This is a genomic window from Micromonospora pallida, assembly GCF_900090325.1.
In the GTDB taxonomy this organism is placed as follows: Bacteria; Actinomycetota; Actinomycetes; order Mycobacteriales; family Micromonosporaceae; genus Micromonospora; species Micromonospora pallida.
In genome coordinates, this window is record NZ_FMHW01000002.1 from 2,118,327 (window position 1) to 2,141,773 (window position 23,447).

Annotated in this window: 22 protein-coding genes; 14 read left to right on the forward strand and 8 right to left on the reverse strand. The window is 73.6% G+C overall.

Features of this window, described 5'->3' with window-relative positions; translation table 11 throughout:
• The 7 genes from GA0074692_RS09305 to GA0074692_RS09335 all read left to right on the forward strand — a co-directional run bounded on the left by GA0074692_RS09305 (window position 1) and on the right by GA0074692_RS09335 (window position 6,680).
• Window positions 1-1,008 carry a dihydrodipicolinate synthase family protein gene (locus GA0074692_RS09305; RefSeq protein WP_091641832.1) on the forward strand — a complete coding sequence of 336 codons (1,008 nt, stop codon included), beginning with the start codon at window positions 1-3 and terminating at the stop codon, window positions 1,006-1,008.
• A gap of 34 nt (window positions 1,009-1,042) precedes the next feature.
• Window positions 1,043-2,038, forward strand: coding sequence for a hydroxyacid dehydrogenase (locus tag GA0074692_RS09310; protein ID WP_218106604.1), 996 nt, complete (start codon window positions 1,043-1,045; stop codon window positions 2,036-2,038).
• A gap of 22 nt (window positions 2,039-2,060) precedes the next feature.
• Window positions 2,061-2,900 carry a fumarylacetoacetate hydrolase family protein gene (locus GA0074692_RS09315; RefSeq protein ID WP_091641839.1) on the forward strand — a complete coding sequence of 280 codons (840 nt, stop codon included), beginning with the start codon at window positions 2,061-2,063 and terminating at the stop codon, window positions 2,898-2,900.
• Complete coding sequence (locus GA0074692_RS09320) at window positions 2,897-3,829, forward strand: GNAT family N-acetyltransferase (protein WP_091641844.1); 933 nt, start codon at window positions 2,897-2,899, stop codon at window positions 3,827-3,829. The genes GA0074692_RS09315 and GA0074692_RS09320 overlap by 4 nt, the downstream gene beginning before the upstream one ends.
• 109 nt (window positions 3,830-3,938) lie before the next feature.
• Window positions 3,939-4,736: an alpha/beta hydrolase gene (locus GA0074692_RS09325; RefSeq protein WP_091641848.1), complete on the forward strand. Its 798-nt coding sequence runs from the start codon at window positions 3,939-3,941 to the stop codon at window positions 4,734-4,736.
• Window positions 4,737-4,846: 110 nt separating this feature from the next.
• The gene (locus GA0074692_RS09330) at window positions 4,847-5,677 is read left to right on the forward strand and encodes an SAM-dependent methyltransferase (RefSeq protein ID WP_091641852.1); all 831 of its coding nucleotides are present in this window, start codon (window positions 4,847-4,849) and stop codon (window positions 5,675-5,677) included.
• A 103-nt stretch (window positions 5,678-5,780) separates the two neighbouring features.
• Complete coding sequence (locus GA0074692_RS09335) at window positions 5,781-6,680, forward strand: LLM class flavin-dependent oxidoreductase (RefSeq protein ID WP_091653080.1); 900 nt, start codon at window positions 5,781-5,783, stop codon at window positions 6,678-6,680.
• A gap of 112 nt (window positions 6,681-6,792) precedes the next feature.
• Here GA0074692_RS09335 and GA0074692_RS09340 read toward each other — a convergent pair whose 3' ends face one another.
• The 3 genes from GA0074692_RS09340 to GA0074692_RS09350 all read right to left on the reverse strand — a co-directional run bounded on the left by GA0074692_RS09340 (window position 6,793) and on the right by GA0074692_RS09350 (window position 8,749).
• Complete coding sequence (locus GA0074692_RS09340; protein ID WP_176738361.1) at window positions 6,793-7,659, reverse strand: MauE/DoxX family redox-associated membrane protein; 867 nt, start codon at window positions 7,657-7,659, stop codon at window positions 6,793-6,795.
• Window positions 7,660-7,724: 65 nt separating this feature from the next.
• Window positions 7,725-8,321: a cell wall protein gene (locus tag GA0074692_RS09345; protein WP_091641857.1), complete on the reverse strand. Its 597-nt coding sequence runs from the start codon at window positions 8,319-8,321 to the stop codon at window positions 7,725-7,727.
• Between the two features lie 14 nt (window positions 8,322-8,335).
• The gene (locus tag GA0074692_RS09350; protein ID WP_091641860.1) at window positions 8,336-8,749 is read right to left on the reverse strand and encodes an RlpA-like double-psi beta-barrel domain-containing protein; all 414 of its coding nucleotides are present in this window, start codon (window positions 8,747-8,749) and stop codon (window positions 8,336-8,338) included.
• Window positions 8,750-8,966: 217 nt separating this feature from the next.
• On the opposite strand from GA0074692_RS09350, the gene GA0074692_RS09355 reads away from it, so the two are divergent.
• The 6 genes from GA0074692_RS09355 (at window position 8,967) to GA0074692_RS09375 (ending at window position 16,000) form a co-directional block, all read left to right on the forward strand.
• Window positions 8,967-10,757 (forward strand): prolyl oligopeptidase family serine peptidase, encoded by a 1,791-nt coding sequence (locus tag GA0074692_RS09355; protein ID WP_245730246.1) that lies wholly within the window; start codon window positions 8,967-8,969, stop codon window positions 10,755-10,757.
• A gap of 5 nt (window positions 10,758-10,762) precedes the next feature.
• Window positions 10,763-10,906, forward strand: coding sequence for a hypothetical protein (locus GA0074692_RS34625; RefSeq protein ID WP_176738684.1), 144 nt, complete (start codon window positions 10,763-10,765; stop codon window positions 10,904-10,906).
• Window positions 10,907-10,990: 84 nt separating this feature from the next.
• The gene (locus tag GA0074692_RS09360; protein ID WP_091641864.1) at window positions 10,991-12,889 is read left to right on the forward strand and encodes a RiPP maturation radical SAM C-methyltransferase; all 1,899 of its coding nucleotides are present in this window, start codon (window positions 10,991-10,993) and stop codon (window positions 12,887-12,889) included.
• Window positions 12,870-13,529, forward strand: a complete 660-nt coding sequence (locus GA0074692_RS09365) for a DUF5825 family protein (protein ID WP_091641869.1) — start codon at window positions 12,870-12,872, stop codon at window positions 13,527-13,529. The genes GA0074692_RS09360 and GA0074692_RS09365 overlap by 20 nt, the downstream gene beginning before the upstream one ends.
• A gap of 37 nt (window positions 13,530-13,566) precedes the next feature.
• Window positions 13,567-14,757, forward strand: coding sequence for a cytochrome P450 family protein (locus GA0074692_RS09370; protein ID WP_091641874.1), 1,191 nt, complete (start codon window positions 13,567-13,569; stop codon window positions 14,755-14,757).
• Window positions 14,750-16,000, forward strand: coding sequence for an MFS transporter (locus tag GA0074692_RS09375; protein ID WP_091641877.1), 1,251 nt, complete (start codon window positions 14,750-14,752; stop codon window positions 15,998-16,000). The genes GA0074692_RS09370 and GA0074692_RS09375 overlap by 8 nt, the downstream gene beginning before the upstream one ends.
• 52 nt (window positions 16,001-16,052) lie before the next feature.
• Here the strand turns inward: GA0074692_RS09375 and GA0074692_RS09380 are convergent, their stop codons facing one another.
• From GA0074692_RS09380 to GA0074692_RS09395, 4 genes are all read right to left on the reverse strand, one after another.
• Window positions 16,053-16,697 carry a response regulator gene (locus GA0074692_RS09380; protein ID WP_091641881.1) on the reverse strand — a complete coding sequence of 215 codons (645 nt, stop codon included), beginning with the start codon at window positions 16,695-16,697 and terminating at the stop codon, window positions 16,053-16,055.
• The gene (locus GA0074692_RS09385; protein ID WP_245730247.1) at window positions 16,688-17,818 is read right to left on the reverse strand and encodes a sensor histidine kinase; all 1,131 of its coding nucleotides are present in this window, start codon (window positions 17,816-17,818) and stop codon (window positions 16,688-16,690) included. Before GA0074692_RS09385 ends, GA0074692_RS09380 begins: the two co-directional genes overlap by 10 nt.
• Window positions 17,819-17,840: 22 nt before the next feature.
• On the reverse strand, window positions 17,841-18,650 hold the full coding sequence (locus GA0074692_RS09390; protein WP_091653083.1) for a DedA family protein: 810 nt from the start codon (window positions 18,648-18,650) through the stop codon (window positions 17,841-17,843).
• A gap of 154 nt (window positions 18,651-18,804) precedes the next feature.
• Window positions 18,805-20,931 carry a transporter substrate-binding domain-containing protein gene (locus GA0074692_RS09395; RefSeq protein WP_176738362.1) on the reverse strand — a complete coding sequence of 709 codons (2,127 nt, stop codon included), beginning with the start codon at window positions 20,929-20,931 and terminating at the stop codon, window positions 18,805-18,807.
• Window positions 20,932-21,091: 160 nt separating this feature from the next.
• On the opposite strand from GA0074692_RS09395, the gene GA0074692_RS09400 reads away from it, so the two are divergent.
• On the forward strand, window positions 21,092-22,408 hold the full coding sequence (locus tag GA0074692_RS09400) for a family 43 glycosylhydrolase (RefSeq protein ID WP_091641888.1): 1,317 nt from the start codon (window positions 21,092-21,094) through the stop codon (window positions 22,406-22,408).
• A gap of 252 nt (window positions 22,409-22,660) precedes the next feature.
• Here the strand turns inward: GA0074692_RS09400 and GA0074692_RS09405 are convergent, their stop codons facing one another.
• Window positions 22,661-23,398 carry a DinB family protein gene (locus GA0074692_RS09405; RefSeq protein WP_091641893.1) on the reverse strand — a complete coding sequence of 246 codons (738 nt, stop codon included), beginning with the start codon at window positions 23,396-23,398 and terminating at the stop codon, window positions 22,661-22,663.
• Window positions 23,399-23,447 lie beyond the last annotated feature (49 nt).

Here is a 23,447-nt window from a genome sequence, read left to right on the forward strand (position 1 = left end):
ATGTCCCTGGATCTGCTGCGGGCCGGCACGGTCATCCCCGCCCACCCGCTCGCGCTGACCGCCGACCGGCGGCTCGACGAACGTCGGCAGCGAGCGTTGACCCGCTACTACCTGGCCGCCGGTGCGGGTGGGGTGGCCGTCGGGGTGCACACCACCCAGTTCACGATTCGTCAGGTGGGACTGCTGGAACCGGTGCTCGCCCTGGCCGCCGAGGTGGTCGACGGCGAGGCCGGGCGGCCGGTGGTGAAGGTCGCCGGGGCGTGCGGCGACACCACCCAGGCGGTCGCCGAGGCGGAACTCGCCGCCGGGCTGGGGTACCACGCCGTACTGCTCTCCCCGGTGGTGCCCGGCGCGGACGAGGCCGCCCTGCTGGCCCGGGCGAAGGCGGTCGGCGAGGTGCTGCCGGTGGTGGGGTTCTACCTCCAGCCGGCGATCGGCGGACCCCGACTGTCGACGGCGTTCTGGCGGGCCTTCGCCGACCTGCCGTCGGTGGTGGCGGTGAAGCTGGCCCCGTTCGACCGGTACCGCACGCTGGAGGCGGTACGCGGCATCGCCACCGCCGACCGGGGCGCCCAGGTGGCCCTCTACACCGGCAACGACGACCACATCGTCGGCGACCTGCTCGGCGGGTTCGCCGGCCGGCGGTTCGTCGGCGGGTTACTCGGCCAGTGGGCCGTCTGGACCCGCGCTGCGGTGGAGCTGTTCGAGCGGGTCCGGGCTGCACGGGCCGGGGACGCGGCGGCGTTGGCGCTGCTCACCGGCCAGGCGGCGGCGGTCACCGACGCCAATGCCGCCGTTTTCGACGCGGCGCACGGCTTCCACGGCTGCATCGCCGGGGTACACGAGGTGCTGCGCCGGCAGGGACTGCTCGACGGGGTGTGGTGCCTCGACCCGGCCGAGGGGCTCTCCCCCGGCCAGGCCGGGGAACTGACCCGGGTCGCCGCCGCGCACCCGTGGTTGACCGACGACGAGTTCGTCGCCGCGCACCGCGATGACTGGCTCCGCTGAGCCGGTGGCCGGCGGGTCGGGTACCCGCCGGCCGGTGACCGTGGTGGACGTGCCGCGGCCGCTGCGCGCGCAGTTCTTCCCGGACCGGGTCGGCGAACGGCTCGCCGCCGTCGCCGAGTGCACCCTGCTCGACGAACCCGGCGCGCTCACCCACCCCGGACTCGCCCCGGTGCTGGCCCGGGCGGAGGTGCTCGTGACCACGTGGGGCGTGCCCCGGCTCGACGCGGACCTGCTGGACCGGGCCCCGGCGCTGCGGCTGGTCGCGCACACCGGGGCCTCGGTGAAGCCGTTCGTGACCGGGGAGCTCTTCGCCCGGGGCGTGGCGGTCACCCAGGCCGGGCAGGGCATGGCCCGTGCGGTGGCCGAGGTGGCGCTGGCGTTCACCCTGGCGCTGCTGCACCGGCTGCCCCGCGTCGACCACGCGCTGCACGCCGGCGCCGAGTGGCACGTCGCCGAGGCGGTCCCGCCCCGGCACGAGCTGCTCGGCTGCCCGGTCGGGGTGGTCGGGGCGTCCCGTACCGGCCGGGCGTACCTGGAGCTGGTGCGGCTGCTCGGCGCGGAGGTCAGCGTGGCCGACCCGACCCTGACCCCGGCGGACGCCGCCGCGCTCGGGGCCCGGCTGGTGGCGCTGGACGAGTTGCTGGCCGGCAGCCGGATCGTGGCGCTGCACGCGCCGACCCTGCCGGAGACCCGGCACCTGGTCGGGGCCCGCGAACTGGCCCTGCTGCCCGACGGCGCGGGACTGGTCAACACCGCCCGCTCCTGGCTGGTGGACGAGGCGGCACTCGTCGCCGAACTGGCCACCGGCCGGATCGACGCCGCACTGGACGTCTTCGACGACGAGCCACTGCCGGTCGGGCACCCGCTGCGCGCACTGCCGAACGTCCTGCTCACCCCACACCAGGCGGCCGGCACGGTGCAGGGCCGCCGACGACAGGGCGAGATCGTGGTGGACGAGATCGTCCGGTACGCCGCCGGGCGGCCCCTGGCGCACGCGGTGACGCCCGAACTGCTCGCCCGACTGGGCTGAGACCCGAGGAGGAGAAGACATCATGCGGTTCATGCGGATCGGGCCGGTCGGCGCCGAACGTCCGGTGCTCGTCGACGGCGGGGAGCACTTCGACCTGACCGGGGTCACCGCGGACATCGACGCGGCGTTCCTCGCCGACGACCCGGTCGGCCGGGTCCGGGCGGCCGGGCCGCTGCCCGGGATCGACGTGGCCGGCCAGCGGGTCGGCGCACCGGTCGCCCGCCCCGGCGCGGTGCTCTGCATCGGGCAGAACTACGCCGCGCACGCCGCGGAGAGCGGCGTCGCCCCGCCGGCCGAGCCGATCCTGTTCCACAAGTCGCCGAACACCGTGGTCGGGCCGTACGACGAGGTGTTGGTCCCACGCGGGTCCACGAGGACGGACTGGGAGGTCGAGCTGGCCGTGGTGATCGGCTCCCGGGTGCGCTACCTGGACTCGCCGGCCGAGGCCCTCGCGCACGTCGCGGGGTACGCGGTCAGCAACGATGTGTCGGAGCGGGAGTACCAGTTCGCCGACCCGGGTGGGCAGTGGGCCAAGGGCAAGTCGTGCGAGACGTTCAACCCGCTCGGCCCGTGGCTGGTGACCCCGGACGAGGTGGGCGACCCGCAGGCGCTGCGGCTGCGTTCCTGGGTCAACGGCGAGCCCCGGCAGGATTCCCGCACCGCCGACATGATCTTCGACGTGGCGTTCCTGATCTGGCACCTGTCCCGGTACACCGTGCTCGAACCGGGAGACGTGCTGAACACCGGCACCCCGCAGGGGGTGGCGTTGTCCGGCCGGTTCCCGTACCTGCGCCCGGGCGACACAGTCGAGGTGGAGATCGAAGGGCTGGGCCGGCAGCGCAACCCCCTCGGCGCGGCGTGAGCGCGGCGGCCGGATACCGCACGGCCGGCCCGGACGACCTGCCGTCGCTGCGGGCGCTCTGGGCGGGGGCGTTCGCCGGCACCGACGTCACCGCCCTGTGGGCGACCGATCCGGGTCGGTTCGGCCGGACGTTCGTCGCGGTCCGCGACGAACGGGTGGTGGCCGCCGTGCACTACCTGCCACGCCGGATACGGGCCGCCGAGGGAGCGGTCGACCTGGTCGGCGGGGTCGCCAACGTGGCGACCCACCCGCCGGAGCGGGGCCGGGGACACGCGCGACGACTGCTGGACCGGGCCGTGACGGCGATGACCGCCGACGGCTGCGCCTGGGCGCTGCTGTTCACCGGCACGCCGGCCGTCTACCGAAGCAGCGGCTTCCGGACCTTCCGCCTCGGGTACACCAGCGGCCGACCGGCGCCGCCGAGCGTGGCAGCACCGCAGGGCTGGACGGTGCGACCGGGATCCTGGGCGGACTGGCCCGCCCTCGCGGCGCTGCACCGGGGTTTCAACGCGCACCGCCCGCTGAGCACGGTCCGTGGCGACCACGACTGGCGGCACCGGGTGCCGACCTGGTACGCCCCGCCCGCCGAACTGCTGGTCGCCCACCGGCACGGCGAGCCGGCCGGCTACCTGGTGCGGGAACGCTCCGCCGGGCTGGTCCGGGTGCTGGAGGTGGCCGGCGGGGTGGACGCGCTGCGGGTGCTGTTCGGCGCGGTCGCGGCGACCGCCCGGGTCGACGGGGCCGAACAGTGCGTGGCCCGGCTACCCGCCGACCCGGTGGTCCGGACGGCGCTGCCGTGGCTGCTGCGCGACCCACTGCCCGAGGTCGACGAGACCGGCATGGTCCGGCCGTTGCGCGCCGACGCCGCCCGGCTCGCCGCGACCACCGGGGCGCCGGGGGCGTTCCACTGGCCGGGGGACTACCTGTGAGCGCCACCCGGTCGCCGCTCGCCGACCAGGTCGACCCGGTGGTCGCCGGTCACGGCGAGGGCCGGTGCGCCCGGCGCCGGGGCCCGGCCGGGCACTATCGTTGCCGGTCATGGCCCTCGTCCACTGCGACTTCTACGCCGAGACGCTCGGCATGAGCACCTCGATGACGGTGATCCTGCCCCAGCGGACGGCGTCCCAGATCGGCATGGCGGGCACCGCCCCGGCCGGCGCCCCGCCGACCCTCTACCTGCTGCACGGGCTCAGCGACGACCACACGATCTGGCTGCGGCGCACCTCCATCGAACGGTATGTCGCCCCCCTGGGTTTGGCGGTGGTGATGCCCCGGGTCGACCGCAGTTTCTACGCCGACGAGGAGCACGGCCACCGGTACTGGACCTTCCTCAGCGAGGAGCTTCCCGAGGTGTGCCGGTCGTTCTTCCGGCTGTCCGACCAGCCCGCCGACACCTTCGTCGCCGGACTGTCCATGGGCGGGTACGGGGCGTTCAAGTGGGCGCTGCGCCACCCGGAGCGGTTCGCCGCGGCGGCCAGCCTCTCCGGGGCGCTGGACGTCGCCAGCCGCTCCCCCGACAGCGACCGCCCGCTCGACGCCCGGGTCTGGCACACGGTCTTCGGCGACCGGCCGGTGGCCGGCTCCCCGGACGACGTGCTGCACCTGCTCGACGCGGCGGCCGGACGGCGGGCCCCGCTGCCCCGCCTCTACGTCACCTGCGGCACCGAGGACTTCCTGTACGACGACAACGTGCGGTTCGTCGAAGCGGCCCGGGAGCGGGACGTGCCGGTGACCGTCCGGTTCGGACCGGGCGGGCACGACTGGGCCTACTGGGACACCTGGATCCAGGACGTCCTGGCCTGGCTGCCGTTGCCGCCGGCCCGACCTGCCGGCTGAGGGTCCACTCAGCCGGTTGGTCAGTTTCCCGGGCGGGGAGACGTCGGCGCGGGGAACAGCGGCGGTTACCCTGTCCCCGGCAAGCCTCGACAGTCGACAGGAGTTCCACGGTGCCGCAGACCGGTGACCAGGCCGTACCGGAGCCGGCGGCGGCGCGCCCGCCCCGGATCGACAGTTCGGTGGCGCACAACGCCCGGGTGTGGAACTACTGGCTGGGCGGCAAGGACAACTTCGACGCCGACCGGCGGGTCGGCGACCACGTCCGGGGAATGTTCCCGGTGATCGGCGACGTGGCCCGCGCCGACCGGCGGTTCCTCGCCCGGGCGATCGGGTTCCTGGCCGGTCCGGCCGGTGTCCGGCAGTTCCTCGACATCGGCACCGGACTGCCGACCGCCGACAACACCCACGACCTCGCCCAGGCCGTCGCGCCCGACTCCCGGATCGTCTACGTCGACAACGACCCGATGGTGCTGGTGCACGCCCGGGCGCTGCTCACCAGCCGACCCGAGGGTGTGACCCGCTACGTCGAGGCGGACATCCACCGGCCGGAGACGATCCTCTCCGCCGCCGCCGAGACGCTGGACCTCGACCAGCCGGTGGCGGTCATGATGCTGGGCATCCTCAACTTCGTGCTCGACACCGACGAGGCGTACGGAATAGTGCGCCGGCTGATGGACGCGGTGCCCTCGGGCAGCTACCTGGCCGTCACCCACCCCACCCTGGAGTTGGGCGGCGAGTCGAACGTGCCGGCGATGGCGTTCTGGAACGAGCACGCCGCCCCGCCGATCCGCGCCCGGACCGGCGCGGAGATCGCCGGTTTCTTCACCGGGCTGGACCTGGTCGAACCGGGCCTGGTCTCCTGTGCCCGCTGGCGGCCCGGACCGAACGAGGCGGACGCGGTGACCGTGCCGCAGTACGGTGCGGTGGCCCGCAAGCCCTGACCGGTCCGGTGGCCGTGACCGGCCTGGCCCGGTGGCCCGGTTCCGGCCCGGTGGCCGGTCGGGCCGGGGCATCATGGGGACCGGAATGCTCGGAGGGAGCACGATGGCGGACTACGGGCACGACCTCCGCTTCGGGGTGTTCGTCACGCCCACCGCCGAGCCGGTGCACCGGGCGGTCGAGTTGGCCGTGGTCGCCGACCGCGCGGGGCTGGACCTGGTGACGTTCCAGGACCACCCGTACCTGCCGACCTTCCACGACACGTGGACGCTGCTGTCGTACACGGCCGCGCGTACCGAACGGATCCACCTCGCCGGCAACGTGCTCAACCTTCCGCTGCGTACGCCGGCGGTGCTGGCCCGCAGCGTGGCCAGCCTGGACCGGCTCAGCGGCGGCCGGATCGAGCTGGGCATCGGCGCCGGCGGATTCTGGGACGCCATCGAGGCGATGAGCGGCCGGCGGCTCTCCCCCGGCGAGTCGGTGTCGGCCCTGGCGGAGGGCATCCGCGTGATCCGGGAGGTGTGGGCGACCGACCGGCCCGGCCCGGTCCGCGTCGAGGGCGAGCACTACCGGGTGGTCGGCGCGAAGCGCGGCCCAGCACCGGCCCACGACGTCGACATCTGGGTGGGCGCGTACAAGCCCAGGATGCTACGGCTGGTCGGCCGGCTCGCCGACGGCTTCCTGCCCTCACTCGGCTACCTGCCGGGCGGCCCCGGTGACCTGGCCGGGATGAACGAACACATCGACGAGGCCGCCCGGGACTCCGGTCGGGAGCCGGCGGCGATCCGCCGGCTGCTCAACGTCACCGGCCGGTTCGCCCCGACCGGCACGGCGTTCCTCGACGGTCCGGCCGAGCAGTGGGCCGAGGACCTGGCCGGGCTGACCGTGGAGTACGGGGTGAGCGCCTTCGTCCTGGCCACCGACGACCCGGCGACCGTCGAACGGTTCGCCGCTGAGGTCGCCCCGGCCACCCGGGAACTCGTCGCGGCCGAACGCCGCCGGTGACCGGGAACCGGGTGGGGACAGCCCGGTGCCGGTGGGGTGGCGCGGAGGTCGCCTCGGGTGTTCGGCGACCGTCCGCGTTCTCCCGGTGGTGACCGGGCCACCCCGGCCGGTATCAGGCGGGGACGACGGTGAGCTGGCCGCCGGCGGGCGGGGTCGTCCCGGCCACGCTCACCAGGGTCTGCCCGGTGACGTCATCGACCAGGGCGACCCGCACCGCGGCCGGCTCCGGGTCGGCCAGCGGGACGGCGAACACGGCGGTCACCGTCCGGCCCTGGTAGCGCGCGGCGTGCGCGGCGAAGCGCCAGCCGTCCTCGTCCCAGTGTTCCCGGACGTCGGAGCGCAGCAGGGTGGCCACCTGTCGGTAGGCGTCGCTGAGCTGGAGTTGCTGCACGGTGGCGAGCAGCGGCACGCCGGAATTGCCGCGCAGCGGATGGGTCAGCCGGGCACGCAGCCGGCGCAGCGGCAGCAGCCAGGTCGCGTCCAGTTCGGGCGAGAGCGCCACCACCGCTGCGGCCTCGGCGAGCAGGACGGCGGCACCGGCCAGCGGGCGGTCGGCGAGCGCGGCGTACCAGCCGGTGGTGGTCGTGACGGCCAGCGCGCCGGCGGCCACCAGCAGCCCGGCCCGGAACAGGCTGCGCCCGGAGACGGGGGTCGGTTGGGCGCTGAGACAGCCGCAGGAGGCTGTCGGCGCGACCCGCCGGGTGTAGGCGAGGTAGGCGAGGAAGCCGACGGCCAGCACGGTCGCGGCCACCGCCTCCAGCCGTAGCGTGGGCGGCAGCAGCAGTGTGGCGCCGAGGGTCAGCTCGACGGCACCGAGCAGCCGGTACGCGGGCAGGGCCCGGCGCTCGCCGAGCAGCACGACCAGCCCGGACCGGTGGGCGGTCGCGGTGGCGTGCCGGCTGAACAGCTTGAGGCGGGCGGACCAGACCAGTACCGCACCGATGAGCAGCGGTTGCAGCGCCGCGATCATGTCGATCATGGGTTCTCCCTCAGGTGATCCGGCGGGTGACGCCCCGGGCGGTGCGGTCGCCCGGGGCGCGGTGGCTAGGCGGCGGCGTAGACGGTGGCGATGTCGATCTCGTTGGTCTTCGGGTGCCAGGCGCCGAGGATCTGGACGTGCCGGCCGACCTTCAGCAGCGACATGTCGCTGACCGCCGGGGTGCCGTTGTAGACCGCTCCGGAGTGGCCGGGTACGACGTGCGCGACGATCCGTCGTCCCTTGTGGTCCAGGTGCAGGACGTTGCGGCCGACCGCGGCGATGTGACCGTGCAGGTTGACGATGTTGACCCAGACGGAGTCCGCAGCGAGGGTGCCGTCGGGCAGCCGGACGCCCCGGGCGTAGAGGCCGTCGCCGACGGCGATCCGGTCGAAGGTGGTCGGGTGCAGCTTCCAGATGCTCGTGCCGTCGGTGATCCGGATCGAGTGCAGCACCTTGTCCGAGCCGTTCACCAGGAGCATGTGGCCGGAGATCGAGCTGATCAGACCCTCGGCGAAGTTCGGGTCGGGCGCGCCCGGCTCGACGCCGAGGGCCTCGGCGGCGAAGGCGGCATCGGGGGCGAGGGAGCCGAGTCCGGTGGCGCCGACGACACCACCGAGGGCGGCGGTGGCGAGCAACCGCCGACGGTTCACTGTCGGGTTCATGGCGGGACCTCCTGTCAGACGGAGTCGACCGAGCAGGGCCGCAGCCCGGTGGAGAGACTGGCGATCGCGCTGTACGCCGCCGGCGTCAGGTCGAGGATTCGGTTGGTGCCGCAGGCCGACCCGCAGCAGGTGCGCTCGCCGCACCACAGGTCGGTCTGCGGGCCGCAGTCGGCGATGGTGGTGCCGATCCGCGCGTTGTTGCAGAGGTTGGTGGTGAAGTGCCGGAAGCCGCAGGTACGGCGGCTCATCCCGGTGATGCCGCAGACGTGCGGCCGGGTGATGGCCAGGCACGCGTCCGAGGCGTTCGGCCACGCGTGCTGGTAGTTGCCGGAGCTGCACGTGCCGCAGGCCCCGAACCCGGTCGAGCCGCACGGACCCCAGGCGTTGCCGCAGCAGAACCAGGACACCTCGCCTCTCAGAGCTACCACAGGTGCCTCCCTCCACGTCCACGATCGACATTTATCGATCGTTCTCTATATAGATGAGAATTGTTATGTCAGGATCCGCCGGAGTCAACGGTCGAGCGGAAGGTTTCCGACGAAATGCGACAGGAACCCGCCGCCGGGCAGCCGCCCCGGCAGGCGCGTTTACTTATCGAAACCTGACGATTACCATCGGTGCACCTACCGCAGGAACGGACTCCTCGTGATTCCACCGCGCGCGCCGGCCTTCGCTGCCGACGATCCCGACCGGGCCGTCGAGCTGCACGACGTCGCGGGCCGTTCCCAGCTCGTCGCCTGGCACCGCGCCACCGGTGACCACCGGATCCTCACCCACACTCCACAGGGGGTGGACGCCTGCGACCTCGAACCGGACGGCGGCCACGTCTGGTGGTTCGACGCCGGCCCGGACGGGTCGGGAGTCTGGCGCCGCCAGCCGTTCACCGGCGGGCCCGCCGGTCCGGGCCTGACCGGCCTGCCCCGGGGCCGGCCGTACGGCGTCGCCTTCGACCGGGCCGGAACCCGGGTGGCCGTCTGCGTCGGAGTCGACGCGGAGTCCCACTGCTACCTGGGCCGACCCGGCGGGCCGGCACACCTGCTGGCCACCGCCCCGGGCTACCTGCCCCTGGTGGACCTCAGCGCCGACGGCCGGTTGCTCGCGCTGGCCGGACGACCCGACAGCCCCCGGGCGGTCACCGTGCTGCGACCCGGCGACGGACACACCGACGTACTGGCCGGTGACCGGCACCGTCGGGTGTGGGCGCTGGAGTTCCGCCCCGGAGACGACGACCCCGACCTGCTGGTCGTCGTCGAGGCGGACGGGCGGTACACCGTCGGCACCTGGCGTCCGGGGCACGACCTGCGCCTGCGCGAGCACCTGGCGTTCGACTCGGAGATCACCGCCCACTGGTACGCCGACGGCCGTCGGGTGCTGGTCCAACACGACCGGGCCGGCCGCAGTCGGCTGCTCCTGGCCGACCTCGACGGCGGCGTGCCGCGCGTGCTGCCGACCCCGGCCGGGACCATCCTCGACCTGGCCTGCGCCCCCGACGGGGCGATCCACTACGTGTGGAGCCGGGAGGCGGTGCCACCCCGGCACCTGGTCGTCGACCCGGAGCGCGACCGCGACCCGGCACCGGTGCCGGCCGTACCCGGGCGCGGCGAGGTGTGGACGCCGCAGCCGTACGGCCGGATCCACAGCTTCCTGGCCGTGCCGCCCGGCCCCGGGCCGTGGCCGACGATCATGCTCGTGCACGGCGGACCGTTCCTGCACGACCGGGACAGCTACGACCCGAGGGTCGAGGCGCTCACCCGCGCCGGGTACGCCGTGGCCCGCACCAACTACCGGGGCTCCTCCGGCTACGGCCCGCGCTGGCGGCACGGCTTCGGCCACCGGGTCGGCCTCGCCCAGCTCGAGGACCTCACCGCGGTACGCCGGCACCTGGTCGACCTCGGCGTCGCCCGAACCGGGCAGATCGGGTTGTGCGGCTACTCCTGGGGCGGCTACCTGGTGCTGCTGGCGATGGGCGTCCAGCCGGCGGACTGGGCGGTCGGACTGGCGGTCTCCCCGGTGGCCGACTACCTGGCGGCCCACCGCGCGACGATCCCCGCCCTACGGGAAGCCGACGAGGAACTCTTCGGCGGCACTCCCGACGAGGTACCCGACCGGTACCGCGCCGCCGACCCGATGACCTACCTCGACCGGGTCCGGGGTCCGCTGTTCCTCGCCGCCGCCACCGACGACGAGCGGTGCCCGGCGGAGGCGGTACGGCGGTACGTGGCCGGGCTGCGCCGCCGGTCGGTGCCGCACGAGGTGCGCTGGGTCCCTGGCGGACACCACGGGGACCCCACCGGCCAGACGGCGGTCTTCACCGCCCTGCTCCGCTACGCCGCGACGGTGCTGCCCGCCGAGCCGGGGCACCTCACCGACGTACCTGAACCGGACCTCCGCGACGGGCGGGGGTCGTCCACCCCAGAGACCATCGGAGGGAGGTGAAAGCAATGAAGCGACGCATCGTGCGGAACGACCCGATCAGCACCGGCGAGCGGGACCGCGGCGCCGTCATCGTCAAGATGCTCCTCGATCTCGACCGGGCGGTTCCGGCCGCGCGTCCGCAGGCGACCAACGCGGACCGCAGCAAGTGACCCGGTGAGGCACGCCCACGCACCGTTTCCGGAGCGCGCGCGGCTCCGGGAACGGTGCCCCGTCCGGTCGAGAGGAGTCCGCCGTTGAAGATCGTCTTGGTGCACATGCCGTGGGGGTCGCTCGACGTCCCGTCGCTGGCCCTGGGCATCCTGCGGACGGCGGCTGCCCGGGCCGGCCACGACGTCGAGATCCGCCACGCCAACCTCGACTTCGTCGACTGGTCGGTGGGACGACTCCCCTTCGGCCTGGCCGACTACCAGTACTTCGCCGAGTCGTCCTACTTCCAGGGGGCCGGGGACTGGGTGTTCTCCAGCGCGCTCTACGACGGACCACGCCCCGCCGCGTCGTTCGCCCGACTGCTGGCCGACGCCGGTTCGAGCCCGGCCGAGATCGCGATGACCGCCGAACTGCACCGGCTGGTGCCCGACTTCGTGTCCGCCCTCGTCGCCGACCTGTGCGCCACGGACGCCGACATCGTCGGCTTCACCAGCACCTTCCAGCAGAACACGGCCAGCCTGGCCGCCGCCCGGCTACTCAAACAGCACCGCCCGGACGTACGGACCGTGCTTGGCGGCGCCAACTGCGACGGCCCGCAGGGCGCGGCGCTGCACCGGAACTTCCCGTTTCTGGACTACGTGGTCCGGGGCGAGGGGGAGCTGGCCTTTCCCCGGTTGCTCGAGGCGGTGGACGCCGGAGCGACCGACCTGGCGGACATCCCCGGACTGTGCTGGCGGGACCGAGCGGGCGAGGCGCGGGCCAACCCGCTGTCGACCCGGCCACTGCCGCCGGAGCGGATCGTCGCCCCCGACTACGCCGGCTACGTCGAACGGCTGGACGCCTCGGCGGCCGCCGAGTGGGTGGCGCCGAAGCTGGTCGTCGAGGGCTCACGCGGCTGCTGGTGGGGCGAGAAGCACCACTGCACGTTCTGCGGGCTCAACGGCTCGCTGATGCAGTTCCGCAGCAAGAGCCCGGCCCGGTTCCTCGACGAGGTGCTCGGCCTGGCCCGCGAACACCAGATCCTCGACTTCATCGTGGTCGACAACATCCTGGACATGGCGTACTTCGACTCCGTGCTGCCGCGGCTGGCCGAGTCGGGGTACGACGTACGCCTGCACTTCGAGGTCAAGGCCAACCTGCGCCGGCAGCACTTCCGGCGGCTGGCCGAGGCCGGCGCGGTACAGGTCCAGCCGGGGATCGAGAACCTGAGCACCCACGTGCTGCGGCTGATGGACAAGGGCGTGACCGGCTGCCAGAACGTCCGGGCGCTCCGCGAGGCGCAGAGCGCCGGCGTGACCACCAGCTGGAACTACCTGTACGGCTTCCCGGGCGAGACGACCGAGGACTACACCGACGTCATCGCCCAACTGCCGATGCTGCACCACCTCGACCCGCCGATGAGTTCCGCCCGGATCGCCATCGAACGGTTCAGCCCGTACTTCGACCGGCCGGAGCTGGGCTTCCCGACGCTCGAGCCGGCCCCGCAGTACCGGGAGATCTACCAGCTACCGGCCGGGGAACTCGCCGACCTGGCGTACATCTTCACCACCGTCGCCCAGGGCATCGACCGGACGGGGGCGGCGGCCCTCGACGTCGCGCTGGACCGGTGGCGGGCCGCGTACCCGGTCAGCCGGTTCACCTGGCAGGACCTCGACGACCGGATCGTACTGGTCAGTCGACGCGCCGGCTACGACTGGTCGGTACGGGAACTGACCTCGCCGGTCGAGGTCGGACTGTTCCGGATGCTGGAGCAGCCCCGTACGCCCACCGCGCTGGCCGCCCGGACCCCCGGCGGGGAAGCCGTGGTGGGTCGACTGCTGGAGCAGTGGTGGGAGCTGGGCATCGTGTTCCGCGAGGGCGGCTACTACGTACACACCGCCGTGGAGTCACACAACCAGGTCCTGGCCCGGGTCGACCACCATCGCGCCCAGGCCGGCGACACGGCCCGCGCCGGGGAGGAGCGCCATGCCGTCGCCGCCGGCTGACGTCGACGCCACCGGGGTACGGGTCGAGCTGTCCCGCGACTACGACCCGGTCGCCGCCCGGTTACCCGGGATGGCGCTGGGCGCCCGCGACCTCGCCGGGGCGTGCGGTCCGGCCGCCGCCGGCTGGTACCGCGAGGGGGCCCGGTACGCGCGGCTGCCCGCCCCGGTCGACCTGTGCCCCGACGCCGACGCCGCCTCGGCCCGGGCGCTCGTGCTGATCCGTGAGCTGACCGCGCACGGGATGGCGGTCGACTGGACCGCCCGCTGCCACGACGGATGCCACGGCGACGGCCTGTTCGCCCACCTGTACCCGCCGACGCGGGTCGACGGCGATCCGCACGGCGCGACCGCCGCCGGCTGGCGGGACGGGTTCTTCCCCAGCCGGTGCGTCCACCGCCGGGGGCCGGGGTTCGTCGAGGTCCGGGACCGGCGGTTCGGCCCGCTGGAGGTGATCACCGTCGACGAACCGGAGCACCTCGCGGCGGTCGCCGCGGCGGCGGAGGGCGTCGACCGGGAACGGGTGCCGGCCGAGGTCCGCCACGACCTCGTCGGGGCGCGACTGCTCGTCGAACGGGCCGGGCACCTGTGGTGGCTGCCGACCCGCGCCTACCGCTGGCCGTTCCCCGCCCTCATCGTGTAGCCCGCCGACACCTCGACCGCTCGCCACGAGGAGACCCATGGACACGGCACCACCGGGACAGGCCCCGTTCATCGTCGACCCGTACCCGACCCTGGCCCGGATCCGGGCCAACGGGCCGGTGTCGATCCTGCACAGCGACGAGGGCCTGCCGATGTGGGTGATCGCCCGGTACCGCGACGTGCGGGCCGCGCTGGCCGACCCGAGGTTCGGCCAGGACGTCCGGCGGGCGCAGCAACTGGCCGACGACCGGGTCGCGGGTACGACGCTCGGCAGCGACATGGTCCACATGCTCAACAGCGACCCGCCCGACCACACCCGGCTCCGCCGGCTGATCCACGGCTTCTTCACCGCCAAGCGGGTGGCGGCGATGCGGCCGATGGTCGAGCGGACCACCGCCATGCTGCTCGACGGGCTCGACGGCCGGGACACCGTCGACCTGGTGACGGACTTCGCCTTCCCCCTGCCCATGCTGATCATCTGTGAGCTGATCGGTTTCCCGCCGGAGGACCGCCTGGCCTACCGGGAGTGGTCGACGGCGGTGCTCACCCACAGCGACGACGCCGAGGCGTTCGGCCGGGCGATGCGGGACCTGACCGACTACATCACCGGGCTGCTCCGGCAGCGCCGCGACGATCCCCGCGACGACATCCTGACCGTGCTGCTCGCCGCCCGCGACCAGGGCCACCTCACCGACGACGAGATCGTCGGCATGGTGTTCCTGCTGCTCATCGGCGGTCACGAGACGACCGTCAACCTGCTGGGCACCGCCACTCTCGCCCTGCTCCGCCACCCCGACCAGTACCGCTGGCTGCGGGAGCACCCGGCGGCCCTGCCCGTGGCGGTGGACGAGTTCCTCCGGTACGAGTCCCCGGTCAGCATGGCCACGCTGCGGTTCACCACCGCCCCGGTGGACGTCGACGGGGTCGAGATCCCCGCCGGTGAACTGGTCCTCGTCTCACTGGGCGGTGCCAACCGCGACCCGGACCGGTTCCCCGACGCCGACCGGCTCGTCCTCGACCGGGCCGATCCCGGGCACCTCGCCTTCGGTCACGGCCTGCACCGGTGCCTCGGCGCGTTCCTCGGCAAACTCGAGGGTGAGGTGGCCCTCGGCCAACTGCTGGCACGCCACCCCGGGATGACGTTGGCCGGCACCGAGGACACCCTGCGGTGGCGCAACACGATCATGCTGCGAGGGCTGGAGTCGCTGCCGGTGGCCCTGCATGGCTGACACCGCCACCGCCACCCGTCGACGCCTGCGGCCCCGGCTCGACCTGACGCCGCTACGGTCCCGGAACTTCCGGCTGTTGTTCGCGGCCGAGTCCATCTCGGTCTTCGGCGACGCGTTCCACGCGGTCGCGCTGCCCTGGCTGGTCTACACCACGGGTGGGGGCGCCCGGGAACTCGGACTGCTGGTCGCGGTCTACGGCCTGTGCCGGCTGGCGACCACCCCACTGGGCGGGATCCTCGCCGACCGGATCGGCGCGTGGCGGGTGATGCTCGCCGCCGACCTCGTGCGGCTGGCCTGCACTGTCGGGATCGCGGTGGCCGCCGTCACCGGTGTCCGGGATCTCGTGCCGATCGGGCTCCTGGTCGCCGGCACCGGCCTGGGCGCCGGGCTGTTCCAACCGGCGGCGTACGCCATCACGCCCCGCCTGCTCCCGCCCGAGCAGCTCCAGGCCGGCAACGCGCTGAACAGCACCGCCGCCTTCGCCGCCGGGCTGGCCGGCCCCGGGGTGGCCGGACTGGTGGTGGTGGCACTCTCGCCGGGTGCGGCGTTCACCGTGGACGCGCTCACCTTCGCGGTGTCGGCGGCCTGCCTGGCGGCCATCGGGGCGAGCCACCGCCGGGCCACGCCGGTCGTCGTCGAGGCAGGGTCACCCCCGGCGCCCCGGGCGACGTTCCGGCAGGCCCTGCGCGAGTCACCGTTGCTGCGTACGGTCCTGGTAGTGACCGCGGCGGCCAACCTGACCGTCGGCGGGATGATCCGGGTCGGCCTGCCCTCCCTGGCCAGCGTGGACCTGGCCGCCGGAGCCGGCGGCTTCGGCGGCCTGCTGGCCGCGTTCACCGGCGGTTCGCTGGCGGGTGGACTGTTCAGCGCCGCACTGACCGGCGTCCGGCGGCGGGGCGCCACCGCCATGCTCGCCGGGCTGGTGATGGCCGGGGCGGTGGCGCTGGTGCCGTTCGCCGGGTACGTCGGCGCCCTCGTCGCCCTGGCCGTCGCCGGGGTCGCCAGTACGGTCACCAACGTGCTGATCATCACGGAGGTCCAGCAGCGGACCGCCCCGCACTTGCTCGGTCGGGTGATGAGCGCGGTGCTCTTCGCCGGGCTGGGTCTGTTCCCGCTCTCCACGGTGGTCGCCGGTCTGGTGGTGGAGGCGTACGGCAGCACGGTGCTCTTCCTCGCCACCGCCGCGACGCTGGCCGCCGCCTTCGGGTTCGGGCTGTCCCGCCGGACGATGCGGGAGCAGTGAGCCGGAGCTGGACGGCGCTGCCGCTGGGCGACGGGTTCGGCCCGGGGCGGACTCAGACCCCGAGGTAGCGGAGCACCGCCAGCACCCGGCGACTGTGTCCGGTCGCCCGGGACAGGTCGAGCTTGTCGAAGATCGTGTTGATGTGCTTCTCGACCGCGCTCTGCGACACGTGCAGCCGCTCCGCGATGGTCGCGTTGGTGTGCCCCTGGGCCATGTGGTGCAGCACGTCCCGCTCGCGCGGGGTCAGCCGGCTGAGCGGATCGGCCGGGTCCGTGCCGGCCAGGACCTGGCGTACCACCTCGGGATCGAGCGCGGTCTCACCGGCGGCCACCCGGTCGAGGGCGTCGAGGAAGTCGTCCACCTGGGCCACCCGGTCCTTGAGGACGTAGCCGACGCCCTCCGGCCGGTCGGCGAGCAGGCGGGTGGCGTACCGCTTCTCGACGTACTGGGAGAGCACCAGGATGCCGGTCGCCGGCCAGCGCCGCCGGACCTCCAGGGCGGCCCGCAGCCCGTCGTCGGTGTGGGTGGGTGGCATCCGCACGTCGGTGACCACGACATCGGGCCGGTGCCGGTCGACGGCCCCGGTCAGCTCGTCGGCGGAGGCCACGGTGGCTGCGACCTCGTGTCCCTCCTCGGCCAGCAACCGGGCCAACCCCTCCCGTAGCAGGGTGGAGTCCTCGGCGAGCACTATCCGCACGGCAGCTCCACGAGGACGGTGGTGGGCCCGCCGGCGGGGCTGTCGACGCGTAGCCGTCCGTCGAGGGCCCCGACCCGACGGGCCAGGCCGGACAGTCCCCGCCCGGCGGGGTCGGCCCCGCCGACGCCGTCGTCGTGCACGGTCATCCGTACCAGCCCCTCCCCGGCACCGATCTCGACGGTGACGAGGGTAGCGGCGGCGTGCTTCGCCGCGTTCGTCAGCGCCTCGCAGGCCACGAAGTACAACACCGTCTCGACCTGCCCGGCGGGCCGTGCCGGCAGATCGCAACGGACGCGAACCGGCACGTCCGAGCCCTGGGCGACCAGCTCCAGCACCTGCCCGAGGCCGGCGTCCTCGAGCGCCGACGGGTACACCCGCCAGGCCACCTCACGCAGTTCCACCACGGCCTGCTGGACGTCGCGGTGGGCCTGGGCGAGCAGCTCGGCCGTACGGGCGACGTCCCGGCTGCGGCGGGCCCGGCCGAGCAGCATCCCGAGCGCGACGAGCCGCTGCTGGAGCCCGTCGTGCAGGTCCCGCTCGATGCGCTGCCGCTCGGCGTCCACCGCGGCGATCACGCCCGCCCGGCTCACCACCAGTTCCCGGACGCGGTCCTCGAGCAGTTCCCGCCGGCTCGGGCCGAGCAGGCGGCGGGCCAGCCGCACGTCCAGCGCGCCGACACTCGCCACAGCCTGCACGTTGACCAGGAACAACGCCGCGCCAACGACCACCTGCACCAGCGCGTCGGTCACGCCGAGGTCACCCCGGACCGTGGCCAGCAGCACGATCGACGCCAGCACCGCACCGACGGCGAGCAGACCGTAGGCCAGCAGGGCGAGCGCCCCGGGCAGCAGGCGTACGGCCAGGTAGCCCACCTCGCGCCACCCGGCGACCGTGGCGGACGGGAGTTCGACGTCGTGGAACCGGGCCAGGCGACGGCGCTCGTACCGCACGAGCGTCGAGGCGTACCGCCGGATCGTGGCGCGTAGCCGGCGGCGGGCCGGGGGCACGGCCCCGACCAGGCATCCGGCGACGGCCGTGACCGCGAGGAAGGTCGCCCCGACGCCGGCGGTGAGGATCCCGAGGGCGACCCCGACCGCGATCCGCAGCGGACGCGACGACACCGGCCGGTCCCCGACCATCGGTTCAGGACCGCCCGTCGGAGTTCCCGCCCGACGCCCGGCCGTCCAGCCGGGCGCTGCGGTAGATCGTGCCCCGCCCGCCCGGATCGGGTGCCCGGCGCAGCGACGCGGGCTCGACCGGCGGCGCGGGCTCGGGGGCCTGGCCGGCCCGGCGGGCCCGGAGGACCCGGGAGACCACGAACCAGCCGGCGGCCACCAGGCAGCCGACGATGACGACGTTCTGGAGCACGCCGACGTAGCCCTCGACCAGGTGCCAGTTGTCGCCGAGCAGGTAGCCGGCCAGCACGAAGGTGCTGTTCCAGATCAGGCTGCCCAGCGTCGTGTAGATGGCGAAGGTCGCCACCGGCATCCGCTCCACGCCGGCCGGCACGGAGATCAGGCTGCGGAAGATCGGGATCATCCGGCCGAAGAAGACGGCCTTGACGCCGTGCCGCTGGAACCACGCCTCGGTGCGGTCCACGTCGCTGAGCTTGACCAACGGCAGCCGCGCCGCGACCGCCCGGATCCGGTCGCGGCCGAGCACGGCGCCGATCCAGTAGAGCGCGAGCGCGCCGAGCAGCGAGCCGAGGGTGGTCCAGAAGATCGCGCTGGCCACGCTCATCCGGCCCTGGCCGGCCACGAAACCGGCCAGCGGCAGGATCACCTCGCTGGGAATCGGCGGGAAGAGGTTCTCCAGCGCCACCGCCAGACCCGCGCCGGGGCCACCGAGCCGCTCGACCAGGTCGGTGACGTGGCCGACCAGTCCGTCCTCGGGCGGTGCGGCCGGCCGGGCAGCGGGGTCGGCGGTCAGCGGGAGGCGCGCGGTACTGATCATGTCCCACACGCTACGAACGAATCGACGGATCGACCACGGGGCGGGCCCCCGACTCCGCCGGCGACGACCACACCCGGTGAGGTGCGGAAAACCACAGGGGCGCCCGCCCTGTCGCCGGTTTCTCCGACCCTCCGTCGACGTCGGGCCGGGTCGACTACCCGGTCAGCGGGTTCGGGCGCATCCTGCAGCGCGGATCCTCGAAGGTCGCCGGCCGCTGCCGGCGGGCCAGGGAGCGCAGCATCGACTCGCGCAGCGGCAGGCCCAGGAGCGTGGCCGAGTCGCCGGGCAGGTCGGTGAAGCTCGGGCACGAGGTGCGCGACAGCACATGGTCGTTCGGCACGATCTCCACACCGCCGGTGTCGGAGAGCACCGTCGTCGACTCCTCGTCGACGGAGACGACGTATCCGCGTAGTTGTCGCACCGGCCCGGTGGCCGGGGCGGGCGCGTCGGGGTCCGGGGCGGAGGGGGTGCGGTCCGCCACCGGGGTGTCGGCCGCTGGCACGGGACGGGCCACCTCGATCACGGTGGACGGCAGGATCGGCGTGGTGACCACGTTGTAGAGCACCCCGACCACGAGCACCGCGGCCAGGACGGCCGCGGCGCGGACGAAGGGCACCACCGCGGCGCGACGCAGCGGGACATGGACCCCGGCGAACGCCATCACGGCGGGCCAGGCGGCGGTGACGGCCAGCACCTCCTCCCCGTGTCCCGCGGCCGACCCGGCGACGACCAGGGCCACACACGCCAGGGCCAGCGCGGCGGCGACCCGGGGCCCGGTGCGTGACGCGGCGCGGGTATGCGGACCGATGGCGAAGAGAACCAGACCCCACGCCGGCAGGAAGACGATCGGCGTGCTGATCGCGGCGACAGCGACGCTGGACCCGACCACCCACCCCGGGACGCGCGCCGTCCACCGGGCCACCGTGTACCGCGTGCTCAGGCGGCGCCGTCCGGCGTCCGTGGCGGCACTGCGGAGCAGCACCGCACCGACAGTGAACACGAGTGCCGGTACCGCCGGAAAGATCCACACCACGGAGAGGCTGACCGCAGCCAGGAAGTTGATGGGGTTGACGCTCTCGGCCAACATCAGCGTGATCTGCCGGTCGCCGCCCGACTGGATCCAGAGGTAGAGGGCGGACACCGCCACCGGCACACCGAGCAGCAGGGTCCACGGCCCGGGTGACGCGGCGGCACCCGTCGGCGCGGTGTCGACAGGCCCGTCCGGGTCGGTGGCCGGCGGCCGGGAGGAGACGGGTACGACCCGCCGGGCCCACGGCCGGCGACGGGAACGGCGGTGCGCCAGGGACCGGCGACGTCGGACGCTCGGCGAGGGCGTTGCGGGCGGCGTCGATGGTGGAAGCGGCTCGCCGATGGTCCCGTCGCTCGCCTCCCGCAGCAGGGTCCCCTCCGGCTCTGGCTGGGTGCCCTGGAAGCCGGCCATGCCCAGGGTCCGGGCCATCACCCGCTGCCACGCGGCTGGCTTCTCCCGGGAGTGGTAGCTCGCCAGCAGGAACGAGTCCACGAGTGCCTTCAGGTGCGGGTCGTCGGCCGGCACCCCGACGCCGTACCGCTGCACCGGCAGTTCCACAGGGGCGGGGAAGATCTCCAGCAGCCCTTTGGAGCGGTGCGCGAAGCCACGCAGGAGGATCTCGTCGCCGGCGACCGCGTGGACCTGGCGGGCGGTCAGCTGGGCGACGCAGTCGCGGAGGTCGACGGCGGCGTGCACCTTTCCCGGGGGCTGACGACGGTGGAACTCCGCCTCCACCGTCGATCCGGCCGGCACGCAGTATCGCACCCCTGCCGCGTCCGGCGGGCCGTCGGGCCAGGCCAGCAGGGCGACCCGACTCTCCAGGTAGGGACCGGAGAAGGCGATCGTCGCACGGCGCTCCGAGGTAATCGCCAGGGCGGCGAAGAGCACGTCGACGTCGCGGTTCACCAGGAACCGGATCCGGTCCTCGGCCGCCACGGTGACGAACTGCGCGCGGACGCCGAGGGACCGGGCCAGGTATTCCGCGAGTTCCACCTCGAAGCCGCTCCGCTGCCCCTCCGGGGTCGACTCGGCAACGAACGGCAGGTCACTCAGGACACCCACCCGGAGGTCACGTCCATGGACCGACGAGCGGCGCAGGACGTCGGCCACGGTGGCTCCCGGCGGTGACTGCAGGTTGAACGCCAGCGTGGTTGCCGCCGCCATGGCCAGGCAGAGGAAGAGCGCGAGGCCACGCGAACCGACCGGGTCCGGGGATCCGTTGGTCCGCGTCCGTCGCCAGGAGCGCCGCATGCACCACCTCCGTACGTCCGGCCGGAGAGCTTGCTGTCCGCTGTCGAAGTGTCCTGCCGGCTGCCCCGGCCCCGCAGCGTACCGTCGCCGGACCACCACGCCTGGACGACCTGCCAGCCAAAGCCTTTCCATTGATAGATTGGCATGGTTGCATTTCGTCATGCGTCGATTCCTCGCGTGCCTGGTCGCCACGCTCGCGGCCAGCCCCCTCGTCCTCACCGCGCTGCCGGCCGCCGCCGCGACCACGGCACCGGCCCTGGTCATCGGCAGCGATTTCCCCGACCCCGACATCCTGAAGGTCGGCGACACCTACTACGCCTACTCGACCAACAACGGCAACGGGAACGTGCCGGTGGCCACGGCGACCTCGCTGACCGGACCGTGGACGCGGCGGCCGGACGCCATGCCCACGCTCGGCGCCTGGGCCAACGGGGGACGCACCTGGGCACCCGAGGTGTTCCGCCGCGCCGACGGCCGGTACGTGCTCTACTACACCGCGCTGAGCCGCAGCGTGGGCCGGCAGTGCATCGGCGCCGCGACGGCCGCCTCCCCACTGGGCCCGTTCGTCGCGGTCGGCACCGGGCCGCTGATCTGCAACGGCGGCGAGGGCGGCGACATCGACGCGTCCAGCTTCGTCGACAGCACCGGACTGCGGTACATGCTGTACAAGGACGACGGCAACGCGATCGGCCAGCCGACCAGCCTCTGGCTCCAGCAGGTCGCCGCCGACGGCCTGACGTTGCAGGGTGGCCGGGTGGAGCTGCTGCGCAGTGGCCGCCCGGAGGAGGCCGGGGTCATCGAGGCCCCCGTCCTGACCAAGGTGGGCAGTCAGTACGTGCTGTTCTACTCCCTCGGCGGGTACGGCGGCGACGCCTACCAGACCAGCTACGCGACCTCGACCTCGCTGACCGGCCCGTACACCAAGGCGTACCGGTCGCTGCTGACCACGGCCTCGCTGGACAACGCCGTCCGGGGTCCCGGCGGCGCCGACGTCGTCCGGGAGGCCGGCGGCGACCGCATCGTCTTCCACGGCTGGATCAACAACAACACCGCCCGGGGCATGTACGTGGCCGACCTCGGCTGGTCCGGCGGCTTCCCGGTGGTGCGGGGCAGCCGGGTCCGCTACGAGACCGAGCGGGGCCGGCTCAACAACTGCGCGGTACGCGCCACCCCGACCGCCTCGCAGGGCCAGGCGGTGGCGTACATCGACTACGCCGACAGCTGGGTGGAGGTCACCGTCTTCGCGCCCCGCTCCGGCGGCTACACCGCGCACATCGCGTACGCCGCCGGCTATGGCGACGCCCAGCACACGCTCACCGTCAACGGGGGTGGCGCGCAGGTGGTCACCTACCCGAACTCCGGCTGGGAGACCTGGCGGCAGGTCCGCGCCGACGTCACGCTGAACGCCGGTTACAACACCATCCGGCTGACCCACCGCAGCCGCTGGGCGGAACTGGACTTCATCGAGGTCGCCTGATCTGCGCACGGCCCCGGCCGTTCCCCGGGTGGGGACGGTCGGGGTTGTGGCGCGGCGGCCTCGCGCTATGGGGATGCCGCCACAGGTACGCAATCTCCACTTCTCCGGCGGCTCGGCGGCTCAGAACGTCACCGGCTCGGCCTTGACGATCTCCAGCGGCACCCCGGGTCCGTAGTACGCGGGAAGCAACTTCTTTGCCCTGTCCACATCGGACACGCCGACCTCGATGTCGCCCTTGCGCAGGGCGTCTGGTCATCCCATCGCGTCGAGGTCACGGACGGCGAAGCTGTGGTGCGCCCACTCCTCGTTGAAGATGACCCGCAGGCACGCCGAGGCGGCGCGAGGGCCGGGCGACGGCCAGCCGGGCGGGGCGTTCGGCTCGCGTACCCGGTCCAGGTCCTCCTGGGTGACGGTGGCGAGGAACTCCCGCACCTCGGTCATGCGGCCGGCCCGGACCGCCACCACCTCGGCGAAGCTCGGATCGGCACCCATGTCGATGCCGAGGTCCGCACCGTTCGTGATGAACGTCGCCGGCAACCCGAGCGGGTGGTACGGCCGTTCCCGGCCCAGTACCGCCTGACCGAACCACAGGTCGGTCGCCATCACCAGATGCCGCAGTGTCTGGACGAACGACCACTCCCCATCGACCGACCGGTGCAGATCCTCCTCCGGCAGCGACTCCGCCCGCGCCATCGTCGGCGCCCAGAACGCCTCCACGGTTTCCCACGCGGTACGCACATCGTCCGGTGTGGACGGACGCAGCTTCGTGCGCTCCGGGTACATCCGGTCCAACTCGGCCTCGACCAGCGGTGCCACCTCGACGCCGTTGACCCGAAGCCCGTCAATGGCCCCGTCGATGTCGGCGCCGTTGAGCAGGGCACCCCTGATCAGGGTGCCGCTCAGATCCACCTCGCGGAACACGCTGCCCGCGAAGTTCGTCTCGATGAACTCGGTGCCGCTCAGGTCGTCGGGTCCCGTGTAGGTGGCCATCGCCGGATCGTAGTACCCGGGACCGACAGCGACCGGCGTACCGCGTCAA